Annotated in this window: 17 protein-coding genes; 12 read left to right on the top strand and 5 right to left on the bottom strand. The window is 65.8% G+C overall.

Annotated elements, in window-relative coordinates; all coding sequences use genetic code 11:
- Window positions 1-138 precede the first annotated feature (138 nt).
- The 7 genes from O0J15_RS15145 (at window position 139) to O0J15_RS15115 (ending at window position 6,521) form a co-directional block, all read left to right on the top strand.
- Window positions 139-1,065, top strand: coding sequence for an XVIPCD domain-containing protein (locus O0J15_RS15145; protein ID WP_308305883.1), 927 nt, complete (start codon window positions 139-141; stop codon window positions 1,063-1,065).
- Window positions 1,062-1,697, top strand: a complete 636-nt coding sequence (locus O0J15_RS15140; protein WP_308305882.1) for a hypothetical protein — start codon at window positions 1,062-1,064, stop codon at window positions 1,695-1,697. The genes O0J15_RS15145 and O0J15_RS15140 overlap by 4 nt, the downstream gene beginning before the upstream one ends.
- A 2-nt stretch (window positions 1,698-1,699) precedes the next feature.
- Window positions 1,700-2,713, top strand: a complete 1,014-nt coding sequence (locus O0J15_RS15135) for an XVIPCD domain-containing protein (RefSeq protein ID WP_308305881.1) — start codon at window positions 1,700-1,702, stop codon at window positions 2,711-2,713.
- 185 nt (window positions 2,714-2,898) lie between these two features.
- On the top strand, window positions 2,899-4,044 hold the full coding sequence (locus tag O0J15_RS15130) for a YncE family protein (RefSeq protein ID WP_171953340.1): 1,146 nt from the start codon (window positions 2,899-2,901) through the stop codon (window positions 4,042-4,044).
- A 144-nt stretch (window positions 4,045-4,188) separates the two neighbouring features.
- On the top strand, window positions 4,189-4,764 hold the full coding sequence (locus tag O0J15_RS15125) for a hypothetical protein (RefSeq protein ID WP_134735003.1): 576 nt from the start codon (window positions 4,189-4,191) through the stop codon (window positions 4,762-4,764).
- A gap of 76 nt (window positions 4,765-4,840) precedes the next feature.
- Window positions 4,841-5,416: a hypothetical protein gene (locus tag O0J15_RS15120; protein ID WP_308305880.1), complete on the top strand. Its 576-nt coding sequence runs from the start codon at window positions 4,841-4,843 to the stop codon at window positions 5,414-5,416.
- A 40-nt stretch (window positions 5,417-5,456) separates the two neighbouring features.
- On the top strand, window positions 5,457-6,521 hold the full coding sequence (locus tag O0J15_RS15115; RefSeq protein WP_308305879.1) for an XVIPCD domain-containing protein: 1,065 nt from the start codon (window positions 5,457-5,459) through the stop codon (window positions 6,519-6,521).
- A gap of 63 nt (window positions 6,522-6,584) precedes the next feature.
- Here O0J15_RS15115 and O0J15_RS15110 read toward each other — a convergent pair whose 3' ends face one another.
- Both O0J15_RS15110 and O0J15_RS15105 read right to left on the bottom strand, forming a co-directional pair.
- The gene (locus tag O0J15_RS15110; RefSeq protein WP_019660874.1) at window positions 6,585-7,001 is read right to left on the bottom strand and encodes an XVIPCD domain-containing protein; all 417 of its coding nucleotides are present in this window, start codon (window positions 6,999-7,001) and stop codon (window positions 6,585-6,587) included.
- A 76-nt stretch (window positions 7,002-7,077) separates the two neighbouring features.
- On the bottom strand, window positions 7,078-7,557 hold the full coding sequence (locus O0J15_RS15105; RefSeq protein ID WP_134731156.1) for a nuclear transport factor 2 family protein: 480 nt from the start codon (window positions 7,555-7,557) through the stop codon (window positions 7,078-7,080).
- 226 nt (window positions 7,558-7,783) lie between these two features.
- Here O0J15_RS15105 and O0J15_RS15100 point away from each other — a divergent pair, with 226 nt between their 5' ends.
- Both O0J15_RS15100 and O0J15_RS15095 read left to right on the top strand, forming a co-directional pair.
- Complete coding sequence (locus tag O0J15_RS15100) at window positions 7,784-8,596, top strand: alpha/beta hydrolase (RefSeq protein ID WP_308305878.1); 813 nt, start codon at window positions 7,784-7,786, stop codon at window positions 8,594-8,596.
- 9 nt (window positions 8,597-8,605) lie between these two features.
- Entirely contained in the window at window positions 8,606-8,779 is a 174-nt protein-coding gene (locus tag O0J15_RS15095; RefSeq protein ID WP_167692772.1) for a hypothetical protein, read from the top strand.
- A gap of 91 nt (window positions 8,780-8,870) precedes the next feature.
- Here O0J15_RS15095 and O0J15_RS15090 read toward each other — a convergent pair whose 3' ends face one another.
- Complete coding sequence (locus O0J15_RS15090; RefSeq protein ID WP_308305877.1) at window positions 8,871-9,551, bottom strand: hypothetical protein; 681 nt, start codon at window positions 9,549-9,551, stop codon at window positions 8,871-8,873.
- Between the two features lie 133 nt (window positions 9,552-9,684).
- Here O0J15_RS15090 and O0J15_RS15085 point away from each other — a divergent pair, with 133 nt between their 5' ends.
- Both O0J15_RS15085 and O0J15_RS15080 read left to right on the top strand, forming a co-directional pair.
- Entirely contained in the window at window positions 9,685-10,344 is a 660-nt protein-coding gene (locus O0J15_RS15085) for a hypothetical protein (RefSeq protein WP_180832595.1), read from the top strand.
- Window positions 10,345-10,414: 70 nt separating this feature from the next.
- On the top strand, window positions 10,415-11,383 hold the full coding sequence (locus O0J15_RS15080; RefSeq protein WP_308305876.1) for a polysaccharide deacetylase family protein: 969 nt from the start codon (window positions 10,415-10,417) through the stop codon (window positions 11,381-11,383).
- 3 nt (window positions 11,384-11,386) lie between these two features.
- Here O0J15_RS15080 and O0J15_RS15075 read toward each other — a convergent pair whose 3' ends face one another.
- Together O0J15_RS15075 and O0J15_RS15070 are read right to left on the bottom strand one after the other, a co-directional pair.
- On the bottom strand, window positions 11,387-12,229 hold the full coding sequence (locus O0J15_RS15075; RefSeq protein WP_308305875.1) for an MnmC family methyltransferase: 843 nt from the start codon (window positions 12,227-12,229) through the stop codon (window positions 11,387-11,389).
- 142 nt (window positions 12,230-12,371) lie between these two features.
- Complete coding sequence (locus O0J15_RS15070; protein WP_058980878.1) at window positions 12,372-12,788, bottom strand: hypothetical protein; 417 nt, start codon at window positions 12,786-12,788, stop codon at window positions 12,372-12,374.
- A 90-nt stretch (window positions 12,789-12,878) separates the two neighbouring features.
- Between O0J15_RS15070 and O0J15_RS15065 the strand changes: the two genes are divergently transcribed.
- A complete protein-coding gene (locus tag O0J15_RS15065; protein WP_134731144.1) occupies window positions 12,879-13,163 on the top strand; it encodes a hypothetical protein in 285 nt (94 codons plus the stop codon).
- Window positions 13,164-13,188: the final 25 nt, after the last annotated feature.

Genomic DNA, 13,188 nt, shown 5'->3' with positions numbered 1-13,188 from the left:
AGTCAGCTTCTTGGATTGCTGGCTGGTTCACACATTCAGCATGCCAGTCGTGGCCTCAACTTTGTCCTCCACCTGCCCCCCATCCCACCTATGCCATCATCCGCCCAGGACCGCAGCACCCATCAAGGCTGAACAGGCATGGAGCAGGCAACACGCTACACGGTAACCCTTTATCTGGCCGCCCCCGGCACCCCGCTGAAGAGTGGGGGCATCTCGCCGCGCGGCCACATGTACCTGCAGGTCGCTGCGGGCGACGAGGCCCACAGCTATGGCTTCGCACCACCGCGCCACGCGCCGGGCGAAGCCCGCTCCGGCGTGCAGTGCGCGCAGGTGCGCCACGATGATGCCGACGAACATCTGGACCCGTACTACAGCCGCACCCTGGAAATCTCCGAGGAGCACTACGGCTGCCTGCGTGATTTCGCCGAGGAACCGGCCGAGTTCGAATTCGACGTGGATCGCCCGGCCACCATCAACCGCTGCAGCGATTTCGTCTGGGCGGCGCTGCATTACGCGGGCCTGCATCCGCTGCCAGCGCCGCTGGACGGCGGCAGCAACCTGGGCGAGTTCGCGGTGCTGTTCAACCTGCCGGAAATCCAGTGCATTGCTGCGCCGTTCCCGGGCAGCGATCTGAATGCCGAAACCCATCATGCGATGCCCGAGCGCGAGGCCGAGCATCATCGCCAGGGCGACCGTGCCAGCGATGAGCCGCCACCGACCCCGATTGAAGTGGCCGGCACGCTGTTGGACCCCTCGCATCCGGACCATCGCCTGTTCTCGCAGCTGATCCAGAAAGTGGCCGAACTGGATGCCGCGCACGGTCGTCCGTTCGATGCGGCCAGCCAGCGCATCAGCGCCAGCCTGCTGGTGCTGGCCAAGCAGAACAACCTCTCGCGCGTGGACCACGTGCTGCTCAGCCAGCCAACGAAGAGCAGCCATGCGGCAGAGAGCATCTTCATCGTGCAGGGCGATCGTAATGACCCGGGGCACCGCCGCGCCAGCATCGCCACCGAGGTGGCGGCCAAGACCGATGTGGCCGATTCGCTGCGGTTGAAGGAGCAATGATGCGGCCACTGCGGCGGGGGCTGGTGGTACTGGCGGTGCTGGGCGCGCTGGCGGCGTGCCGTGCGTCACCAGCGCCTGAGGCTGCGCCGCCCCTGCTGACGCGCGCACAGGCTGATGCCCGCACGGTTGTGCCGTTCACGCGGGCCGTGCAGTTGCAGAAGGCCGGTCGGATTGCCGAGGTCACGTTTGATTTGCCGGCGCCCCAGAAGCCGGCCATTCCGATCCTGAACATCGGGTTGCGGCTGCAGGATACCGATGCGCGACGGCTGCTGGATGCTTCGGAGAAGATCACGCTGGGACGGCTGCCAACGCGGCTGCGCCTGGAGCGTATTGATGGCGGTGCACCTGGTCCTGTGCAGCTCTGGCAGCGTACTCGCGATGGACGCGATTCTCAGAAAATCGGGGAGGATGGCGTGGTAACAGACCTGACGACGGGGAGCGTGGACATCAACAGCTTGGCCGAGGCCGGGTTGTACTCTGAAGAGGTGCTCTATCGCACGCTGCAGTTGGCGCAGGTCGGAGGCATTGCACCCGGGCGCTACGTTCTGCGGGTCGACCTTGTGGAGGATCGACCCCAGCTGAATGGCCTGAAAGCAGAACTGATCGTTGGCTACCAATCACTAGGAAAGTAGACATGCACAAGGACGATGCCGAACGCTACAGCGTAACCATCCATCTGGCGGCCCCCGGCACGCCGCGCTACGGCCGTGATGCTGAGGGGAACAGGTTTCTGCTGGAGCCCTCGTTCGCGGGCCACATGTTCCTGTCGCTGCGCCGTTCGGGTGAACCCTTGCCGGAGAGCATGGGTTTCACCCACGCAGGCACCAAGGACGAGCCGAACAGGGGCAAAGTCGATGACATGGACGTGTGGGTCTACGACAAGCCCCGCTTCGAGCGCACGATCGAGATCAGCAAGGAGCAGTACGACCGCATCCTCGAGTTCTCCGCAGACCCGAAGAAACACGGCTTCGACATGAACTACGACTTCTTCTCCAACGCCTGCACCGATTTCGCGTGGGGTGCCCTGAACCACGCAGGGCTGCGCCCGGTGGGGCTGGCCGGGGAGATCACCAACTACGAGGGCGCTACCAGGGTCCTGGACAACATCCGCGCCGTCAATGCCATTCCGCAGCAGGTGAAGGGCAGCGAGCTGGACAAGGTGCAGTGGAACCCGATGCCGAAGCAGACGTTCCGCGAGTGGATGTTCACCGAGAACGGCGAGCAGTGGCGCGGCAACAGCGTGCTCGCGGCAAGCGGCACGCCCGCAGACCCGGCGCACGACGATCATGCCCGCCTCAACCAGATCCACCAGCAGGTGGCCGACCTCGGCGCTTTCGGTGCGCGCAACGGCAATGTCAGTGCCAGCCTGCTCGCGCTGTCGAAGGAGCAGCAATTCTCGCGCGTGGACGAAGTGGTGCTGGGCGAGCAGCGCGGTGATACCGCACCGAAGCTGTTCATCGTGCAGGGTGACCGCAGTGACCCGGCACACCAGCGCGCCAGCATGCCGGCGGATTTGGCTGCGCAGGCACCGGTGGAGGCCTCGTTCGATCGCGTCGCGCAGTTGCAGCAGAACGAGCCGCAGCGAGACGCGCAGCGCCTGCAGGAGGAGCAGCAGCTTCAGCAGAGCCACGGTCCACGGATGGCATAGCCGCGGGCGCAGCATCGAGGTCGAGCGTCGGCCATGCCCGCGCCGGCGCACGTCACGCCCCCCACCTGCTACCATTCCCCCGCAACCCCAGCCAGCCCACCCCGCGCAGACAGATGCGGGGCGGGCCGTCGCAGTACGGCCCAGCGAGCCAGGACACCCTCCCGTGCCCATTCAAGGACGCTCGCATGTTCCGTAATCCTCTCTTCCGCTCGGCCGCCCTGGCCGTTGCCGTTTCGCTCAGCCTCGGCGCGCCCTCGGCCTTCGCCGACAACGCTCCCGCCGCCAGTGCCACCGCCGCTGTGCAGCGCCAGGCCGTGGCCAAGGGCCTGTACGAGCTGGCCTACAGCCCGAAGCAGAACGCCGTGTTCGTGGCCTCCTCCGGCGGCTTCGGCGATGACGCCGGCCCGGCCCAGGTGCTGCGCCTGAACCCGGCCACGCTGGCCGTGGAAACCCGCATCCCGCTGGAGCGCAAGGCGTTCGGCGTGGTGCTGGACGACGCCCACGACCGCCTGTACGTGGGCAACACCGTGGACCTGTCGGTGACCGTGGTCGACACCGCGCAGAACAAGGCCGTGGGCACCATCCAGTTGATGGAAAAGAAGACCGGCAAGGACGGCAAGGCCGCCTACACCCACGACCTGCGCGAGCTGGTGGTCGACAGCGCGACCAACCGCCTGTACGTGACCGGCCACAGCAGCCAGCCGGACGTGAGCAGCGTGCTGTTCGTGATCGATACCACCACGCTGAAGGTGATCAACACCATCGACGGCCTGGGCAATGCCAAGGCGCCGGGCCTGGCGCTGGATGCGGCCAACAAGCGCGTCTACACCAGCAACCTGCTGGCCGACCTGGTGGTGGTGGGCACCGATTCGAACAAGGTAGTGGCGCAGCACAGGATCGCCGCCGAGCAGCCGATGAACATCGCGCTGGATCCGGCCGGCAAGCGCCTGTTCGTGACCGACCAGGGCTCGGAATTCCTGCGTGGTTACCAGGCCAAGAGCAGCGGCCTGGTCAGCAAGCACCCGGGCCAGCGCGTGCTGGTGCTCGACCGCAGCACCGGCAAGGAACTGGCCAGCATTCCGACCGACGCCGGCCCGCTGGGCATCCTGCTGGATGCACCGCGCAAGCGCCTGTACGTGACCAACCGCGAAGCCGGTACGGTGACCGCCTACAACAGTGACAGCTACCAGAAGGTGGCCACCTACACCGTGCCGACCCACCCGAACAGCCTGGCGCTGGATGCGAAGAACAACGTGCTGTTCGTCAGCATCAAGAACGGCGAGAAGGATGACAAGGGCGCTGACGAGAGCGTGGCGCGCATCCAGCTGTGATGCGCTGACGCCGGGTCCCGCCCGGCGACGCGCCGCGTGAAGAAGGCAGGGTGCAGGCCCTGCCTTTTTCTTTGCCTGGTTGCAGTGCCCAGCGCCAACCCGCTAGGGTTGAAGCCCATGGCAGGGAGCCAAAGGATCTGAATCGTGCTGGATATCCACCGCTGGCTGCGCGTCGGCCTGATCTTCACGCTGGCGGGCGTACTTGGCGCCTGCAACAGCCGCGTACCGGATGCGCTGGAGCTGCTGGATCTGGTCAAGCCGATCAACGTGGCCGAGTCCGGCCAGGCGGTGCGGTTCGAGTTCGAGACGAATGCCCGCAACTTCCACCCGGGTCGCACCTATGCGCTGGAGCTTGAGTTGCAGCACCAGGGGACGCGAAAGCCCGACGAGCCTGACGTGGGCACAATGAGGATCCCGTTCGAGGTGACCCTGCAGCAATGGCGTGCTGATGCCTGGAAGGATGTTCCCACCTACGACAGCTTTCAAGCCGGGGTGCTCAATGCCGGTGAGCAGCTTCCGGAATGGCATGCATCCAGCGAATGGCGGTATACGTCGCCGCACATGGGCAGTGATGGCCAGTACACGATGAGCCTGGTTGCTCTGCCAGTGGAAATTGACTCCCGCTACCGCGTGGACGTGCGCACGGTGCAGAGGACAGAGGCACTGCAGGGCTACTCGGCCCGTTTTCGGATCCATGCCGCCCGACCCGCTGGAAAGTAATCAATCGCCTGGTTGCGACGCCGTTGGTCACCCGCTAGGGTTGAGGCCTATGGCAGGGAGCCAAAGGATCTGAATCATGCTGGGTATCCACCGCTGGCTGCGCGCCGGCCTGATCTTCACGCTGGCGGGCGCACTCGGCGCCTGTAGCAGCCGCGTACCGGATGCGCCGGAGCCGCTGGATCTGGTCAAGCCGATCGACGTGGCCGGGTCCGGCCAAGCGGTGCGGTTCGAGTTCGAGACGAATGCCCGCAACTTCTATCCGGGTCGTCCCTATGTTCTGGATCTTGAAGTGCAGCGACATGGACCCGGGCCTGACAGTGAGCCTGACATGGACAATGTTCATGTTCCCTTTCAGCTGTCCCTGCAGCGCTGGGTCGCAGGTGCCTGGCAGGACGTTGCAACGTCTGATGTCTATCAGGCACGGGCGCGCAATCTGGGTGAGCCGCTCCCCGAATGGCATGAGTCGGCAGACTGGCGTTACGCGCAGCAGGTATCGATGGACGCCAGCCGATACAGGTTGAGCATCGTCACGCTGCCGATGGAAATGGGTGCCCGCTACCGCCTGGATGTGCGCACGGTGCAGCCCACCGCTGCGCTCCAGCATTACCCGGCGCAGCTGCGGGTTCATGCCGACCCACTCTCTGGAAAATAGACGTCATCCCACTGCTGGAAGGAACTGAAGGATTTTTCTTATGGATAAGCCGCGCTACACCGTAGAAATAGTCATTGCCGCACCTGGTACGCCGTTGGTGGACGAGAGAGGTGTACAGAAAGTTGTGGACGGGGTTCCGCAGACATCCGGGCCCGGACACATGTTCTACGTGCTCCATGGGCCGGACAAGACCACGCGGAGTTTCGGCTTCGCGCCTACGGAGCATGGAAGCATGAACGGGCCGGGCGAGGTCATGAAGACCGATGCGGTCGAGTACAGGAACCCGCATTACAGCCGCACGCTCGAGATCAGCGAGCAACAGTACAGAAAGCTTGAGGCCTTCGGTGCGCACCCGGATAAGTACGGCTTCGATCTTCAATACAAGGACGTGCGCAACAACTGCGTGGACTTCACCTGGGAAGCCTTGAACCACGCAGGCATCCAGCGGAAAAGCAGCATCGACGTGAACGCGTTGGGAGGTCCCGCTGGCCAGCTTCTTCCGGATGTTCGCATTCCTCTTGACATCAAGGGGGCGGGCAAGGACGCATTCCGACCGCTGCGCAACATCCACGGTGTGGATAGCATTGATCCGCCGTTTCCGGACAGCGAGCTCAACCAGAGGAAAACCAATCCCCTGCCGGAGCGCAGTCTCAAGCAACACATGCTGAGTGATGCCGAGGGCATGGGCGAACGAAGCGGTGATCTTCTGGCCCGGCACAGCAACGACCCGCTGCTCTCGCAGATCCACCAGGGCGTAGCCCGGCTCGATGCAGAGCGGGGCCGTGCCTTCGATGCCACCAGCGAGAACATCAGTGCCAGCCTGTACGCGCTGGCCAAAGCCAATGGCCTGACCCAGGTTGACCATGTGCTGTTGAGCGATCGCACTGCGCAGCCCGACGCTGCGCAGAACATCTTCATCGTGCAGGGCGAGCGCAACGATCCGGCACAGCTGCGCGCCAGCATGCCAACAGCGGTGGCTGCGCAGACACCGGCAGAAACTTCGTTCGAGCGTGCCGAGCAGCTGTCGCAGTCTGCACAGGTGCGTACGCAGGATGAGCTGCAGCAGCGCCAGGTGCAGGAGCAGTCCGGTGCGCGCATGGCCTAGCGCAGCAAGCGCCACGGCGAGCCGCCGTACTCGCGCTGGGCCGCCAGTAACGCTGGAGGCGGCTCAGCCCAGACGGTGTGCCGGGTTCTGCTGCTGCTCCTGCTCACGGGCCTGCTGTTCGGGCACTAGCCCCACGGCCGGCTGCTGCGGGGCCAACCCCAGCTTCTGCATCGACTGCTCCACCGGCGTCTGCGCCGCCACCGCGGTCGGCATCATCGCGCGCAGGTGCGCCGGATTGGCCGGGTCGCCCTGCACCACGAAGACGTTGTGCCCGGCCGGGTGCTGGGCCGTGGCGTTGCTGACCAGCACATGGTCGACCTGCTGCAGGCCCTGCTCGCGGGCCAGCACGGTCAGGCTGGCGGTCAGGCGTTCGCTGGTCTGGTCGAACGCACGGCCATGCTGGGCATCCAGAGCGGCCACGCCTTGGCGGACCTGCTGGTTGAGGCCGTAGTCGGGGTGGTTGGGGGTGAGTTCTGCCATGGTGATCGAACGGTAGCGGCTGGGTCGGGGTGAACCCCTTCAGTATAAATCCGGCCGGTGAAGGGCGCCGGAAAGGTCAGTCCGCCGGCCGATGGTCGTAGCTGATCACCCGTTCGGCCAACCAGCGCCCGTCCACGCGGCGCCAGACCTGGATGAAGCGGGCCTGGCCGGTCCAGCGTTCCACGCCATCCTTGCCGCGTTCATGGAAGCGGTGGTTGCCGATTTCGAGCGCCCGCTCATCGTGCAGCGGGAAGACCTGCAGCGAAGATTCCACCAGCTCGCGGCGCAGCTGCCAGCCACCCTTGCGCGCGCTGCTGCACAGGGTGGCCACGCTGCGACGGAAGTCCTCGCGGCTGCTGGCCGACTTGCCGTCCTTGTCATGGAAGAACTCCATGTCGTCGGTCGTCATCGCGGCGGCCCTGTCGGCATTGCAGGCCTCGAAGGCGGCGGCGAACAGCTGGGTGTCGGCCTGGTGGATCTGCTCGCGCAGGGAGTCGGCGGGCGCTGGCGCGGCAACGAGGCCGGCGGCCAGCAAGGGCAGGGTGGGCAGCAGCATGGTGAGGCTCCAGGGAGGGTTCACGCAGGCTCGCATGGCGTTTGGGCCACTGCAGCCGGCGTCCGACGAAACGGCCCTTCCACGGAGTGAACGCCCGCATTGGCGGCCCGGCGCCAGCGTCGGGGCGCTGGCTGTGCAGGCGATGTCATGAGCGGCCGGGATTCCCTCACGGCCGCCACAGGGCACGGCCACTAGCCTGAACGCCTCCCTTTCCACAGGAGCGCCCATGCCTGCTTCCCGCATCCGCCTGCACGTTGAAGACACAGGGGGCCACGGCCGCCCGGTCATCCTGATCCACGGCTGGCCGCTGTCCGCCGATGCCTGGAGGACGCAGGTGACGATTCTGCGCGACGCTCAACACCGGGTGATCAGCTACGACCGGCGCGGCTTCGGCCGCTCCGACAAGCCGGCCGAAGGTTATGACTACGACACGCTGGCGGCGGACCTGGCGGGGTTGATCGAGGAACGTGACCTGCGCGACGTCACCCTGGTCGGCTTCTCGATGGGCGGCGGTGAGGTGGCGCGCTATGTGGCCAACCATGGGCAGGAGCGCCTGCACAGCGTGGTGTTTGCTGCCGCCGTGCCGCCGTACCTGCTGCGCAGTGATGACAACCCGGACGGCCCGCTGACCCAGGACAAGGCTGATGAAATGCACAGTGGTCTGGAGAAGGATCGCGAAGCGTTCTTCGACGGCTTCACCCGCGATTTCTTCAGCGCCAACGGCAAGCTGATGGTCACCGAGGAAGCGCGCCAGGCGGCGATCGCGCTGTGTCATCAGTCCGACCAGACGGCAGCGCTGGGCTGCATGAAAGCGTTTGCCACCACGGACTTCCGCGATGATCTGAAGAAGATCACAGTGCCCACCCTGATCCTGCACGGTGACAGCGATGCCATCGTTCCGTTTGAAGGCTCTGGCCAGCGCACGCACCGGGCCATTGCGGGCAGCGAAGTGGTGATCCTTGAAGGCGCGCCGCACGGCTGCAATACCAGCCATGCCGACCACTTCAATCTTGCCCTGCTGAACTTCCTGAAGCGGTAAGCTGCGGCCATGCGCGAACCGAAGATGCCACCGTGGAAGAAGCCCAACCCCAAGGGCCAGACCTCGCAGCCGCTGTCTCCTGCACAGAAGGAGGCGGCGCGGCAGCGGGCGGAAGAGAATGGGCGGCGCTATCCGAATCTGGTGGACAACATGTGGGCCGCCAAGCTGCCGCGCGGACTGTGATCTGTAGAATTGAGCCATGCTCGACTCCGCTCTGCATCCATCCACGCATGGCGTGGATCTACGGCAAAAGCAGCCGAGCGTGGGCTCGGCTCTACAGCTTGGCCAGCGGCTTCCAGCCGGGTTCCAGCCAGGGCGCGATCTTGTTCTGTCGAACCGTGACGGCCTCAGCCGGCAGCCCCGCCAAGCGCGCAAGCTCTGCACGCAGCAGCTCGGAATCCACCGGCACGGCCGTAGCCACCTGCAGCCGATCACCCTGATGTCTCACCTGTACCGGTAGCGTGGCACGCGCGTCCTGCTGGCCGCCGGTGCGCCCGATCGGGTAGCGCATTGTTACCGGCCGTGACAGCTGCGCCAGTGCGGGCTGCCACGCCTGCAGCACGAGGGGCTGCCCGGCAGCGGGAACATGTACTTCAGCAATCGTGGCTGGGTAGCCGGCGAGGCTCTCGACCATGACCTGGAAGCGCGCGCCATCTGGTACGGCCAGCACGGCGGCGATCAATACGCACAGCGAAACGAATACCGCCGCCAGGATCCAGCTGCGCGGCGCGGTGGCCGGTCGAGTCGCGTTGCGCAGCCCCGGTTTGCGCCGCAGCTTGCGCGCGTAGATACGCCGGTCCTTCCTGCGCGGGCTGCTGCTGTGCTCAGGCAGGTTCAAGGGAACGCGCGGAAGGCGCGCCACGCGGGCCTGCATCAGGCGCGAGAGCAGCATCCACGCGATCACGAACGCCAGCAGCGGGAGCAGGGTTCGCACCCACAGATACAGCGTGACCATCCACAACACCTCTACAGACGACCATCCATGCTCGTCTACATCCTACCGGGACCACGCGGTGGTTGTCGTATACGCCAGCCGACAGGCACAGGATGCTTGGTTAGGATGGTCCTTTGTTGTCATGGATGAACCGATGGTCTCTGCCGCTGCCCGCTTCTGTCGCATCTGTGGTCCCGGCCCGATCCTGCTGGCCCTGCAGGTGGTGGCGTTGCTGGCGGTAGGCCTTGCAGCCGGCTTCTTCCACTACCGTGTGGGACTGCTGCTGGAGCCGGTGGATGACGCATGCGGTGGGCCCGACGCGGCCGCACGCATACAGGTGGCCGAACAGCTGCTGGCGCGATCCACTGCGCTTGCACCGTGGCAACCGTTGCAGTGGATTCCGATGGCGGGCGTGGTGCTGGCGCTGCTGGGCGCGATGTCGATCAGCGTCTATCGGCTGGGGCGGTTGTCCGGACGGCTGCGGCGGGCCAACCGGGTCTTGATGATGCTGCATGGCGCGGTACTGGTGCTGGCGGTGCGGGCATTGCATCTGTACGACATGGCATGGACCAGTGTGGCCAAGCTGGCGCCGACAACCTGCCTGATGGAACTGGGGGAACAGGGCAGTTTGCCGCTGGCACAGGCGCAGGAGGTGGTGTTCGAGATCCTCACCCACGAGCATGCCCCGCTGCTGCGCAATCCCGATGATCTGGCCCTGGTGCTGGTCGCAGTGATGCTGATGGCGATGGCTGCAGGATTCATGTTGTGGCGGGCGATCGTGCGCGAGCGGGAGGTGCAGTCGCCCAGCCCATAGCAGCTGCATGCCCGACCAGGCGTTCTCAATCACGCTAAAGTCCGTACTTCGCCCCTGCAAGGAAGTGCTGATGCGTTGGTTGCTTCGCGCTGTACCGCTACTGCTCTGTTCGTTGGCGGTACACGCCGCTGAAGTAGATCGCCGGATTGCGGTGACCATCGACGACCTGCCCTGGGCGCGGGTGGATGAGATCGTTCCGCCTGACCTGCAGGCGCGGCATGAAGCGCTGATGGACCAGCTGCGCGAGGCAGGCGTGCCGGTGGTCGGCTTCGTCAACGAGAACAAGCTTGAGATCGACGGGCAGATGCAGCCGGCGCGGGTGCAGATGCTGCGTGACTGGCTGGACGCCGGCTACATGCTGGGCAACCACACCTACTCGCACATGGACCTGAACGCCAAGGGCGTGCCTGCGTTCCAGCGGGATTTCCTGCGTGGCGAGACGGTGCTGCGGCCGTTGCTGGCCGAGCGCGGGTTGAAGCCGCAGTGGATGCGTCACCCCTATCTGCGTGCGGGGCGCACGCCGGAAGACCGCGCGGAAATGGACGTGTTCTTCAAGCAGCTTGGCTACCGCGTGGCGCCGGTGACGGTGGACAACGGCGAGTGGGTGTGGGCGTTCGCCTATGCCAACGTGATGAACGAGCAGGCGGATTCGCCCGCGCGCGCGGCGACGCTGGCGCAGCTGCGCAAGGGCTACGTGCCGTACATGCTGAACAAGCTGGACTATTACGAGAAGCAGTCGCAGGCGCTACTTGGGTACGCGCTGCCGCAGGTGTGGCTGATGCACGCCAATGAGCTCAGCGCGGCGACCTTTGCCGAACTGGTCGCGGCCACGAAGCGTCGCGGCTATCGCTTCATTTCATTGGACGAGGCGATGCGTGACCCGGCCTACGCGCGGGGTGCCGAGGGCTACAACGGCCGCTATGGCCCGAGCTGGCTGCACCGCTGGGCGATGGCGCAGAACAAGCCGAAGGACTTCTACGCCGGCGAACCCGAGGTGCCGGCGTGGGTGATGAAGCTGGCCAAGGTCGACTCGGAGTGACGCTCAGCGCTTGACGGCCAGCACGCCGTCCAGCGCCAGTTCGGCCTTGAAACCCGCCTTTTCCAGGCGCTTGGCCACTTCACGCGGCACGTCGCGGCCGCTGGACAGCTTGTTCGGCGCGCCGGTGTAATGGAACAGGCGGCCGCCCTTGCGGATGACGCGGGCGAGGTGGTCATAGAACACCTGGGAGTACAGCTCGCCGGCGATGCCGAAGCGCGGTGGGTCGTGCAGGATCGCATCGACACTGTTGCTGGCCACCTGTTCGATCTGCTGCGAGACGTCACCGTGGCTGAACTGCAGGCGGCCACCGGCGGCAGCCGAGTCTGGATCCGGCGACCATGGGTTGAGCGTGCGCAGCCACATCACATCGGCGTTCTTCTCGAACGAACGGATCTGGCCGACACCGGCTTCCAGCGCACAGGCGGCGAAGTAGCCCAGGCCACCGCAGGTATCGAGGATGACCTTGCCGGCCGGGGCGACCAGCTCCACCTTGCGGCGCGCATCCTCGAACGGCGACAGCTTCGAGGTCGGCAGCATCTTGATGCCGTCGATCTCGAAGGTCGGTGCGCCCCATTCGGTCGGCACCAGCTTGATCAGCGAGCCGCTGTAGCGCGAGATCGGCGCGAAGTCCTCGCCATCCCAGTAGTACAGCGTGCGGTCCTTCAGCTTGCCCGGCCACGGGTAGGGCTGGCCCCGGAAGTGGAAGCCGTCGGCATCCAGCACCACGCTGTCCTGGCTGCGGCCGAGGTCGAGCGAGCCCTGCCATTCGGCAGCGCCCTTGTCATGGGCACGGCGCAGGGTGTCAGCGCTGTCGCGGGTCAGCAGGGGGCCGAAGTAATGGGGCACGGCGGGTACCGGGGCGTTTCGGGGGAGGGCATGGTACCGCAGCTGTTGTAGCGCCGAGCCCACGCCCGGCTCCACATGCCTGCATCCACGCGTGGCGTGGATCTGCTGCAAAAGGAGCCGAGCGTGGGCCCGGCGCTACAGTTCAATCGCACTTCACCGCATACACCGGCCCAGCCCCGATCAGCATCAGCGCCATGTAGTCACTATCACTGGCCTTGCCCTTCAACGTCGCGCCCTTGTTGAAGTGGAAGATGCCGAAGCCACCGGCCATGCGGATCAGCGCACTGTCGATCTGGTCGGCGTCGTCGCGGAAGTAGCGGCTGATCTCGCTGGAAGTGGCCTTGTGCAGGGCATTGGGTTCGCGCTGCCACTGCTCGCCGCGGCTGAAGGAGACGAAGTACTGGCCGCCTTCCTTGTCGATGCGGAAGTCGGCCGGCTTGCGCGCGCCGGTGGCGAAGCAGCCCTGCAATGGGTCGGCGGAGAAGGGACGCCGCGCATCGTCGCCGCAGGCAGTGAGCAGCAGGAGGGCACCGGGCAGCAGCAGGCGGAGCGCTCGCATGGGATGTCCCTACAGTGCAGGTGCGGCTAGTGTAGGCAGCACGCGGGCGTGGCCCGTACAGAAATTCGGCAAGGACACAGGGGTTTTCGGATGGCGCAGGGCAAGGCACCGTGGTGCGGCATGGCCAGTTGGGTGGGCATTGCAGTGGGTTGGGGGGCAGGCACCGTAGCGGCACAGGCGGCGGTCGCTGCGGGTGGCAATGGCATGGCCGCAGGGCTGGGCGTGGGCGTGCTGGGTGCGGCGCTGGTGGGCGGCGGCCTGGCCGTAGCCTCGCGCGTGCGCGGTGAGCGCTGGCCATGGATCGGCATCAGCGGTGCGGTGCTGAGCGCGCTGCCGCTGCTGATGTACCTGCTGCGGATGATGCTGAAGCTCTAGCGGTAGTGGGGGGGGGGGGGGGGGG

The sequence above is a fragment of the Stenotrophomonas sp. Sm10 genome (genome assembly GCF_030985515.1).
Classification (GTDB): Bacteria; Pseudomonadota; Gammaproteobacteria; order Xanthomonadales; family Xanthomonadaceae; genus Stenotrophomonas; species Stenotrophomonas hibiscicola.
This window is presented reverse-complemented; position numbering and strand designations above follow the sequence as displayed.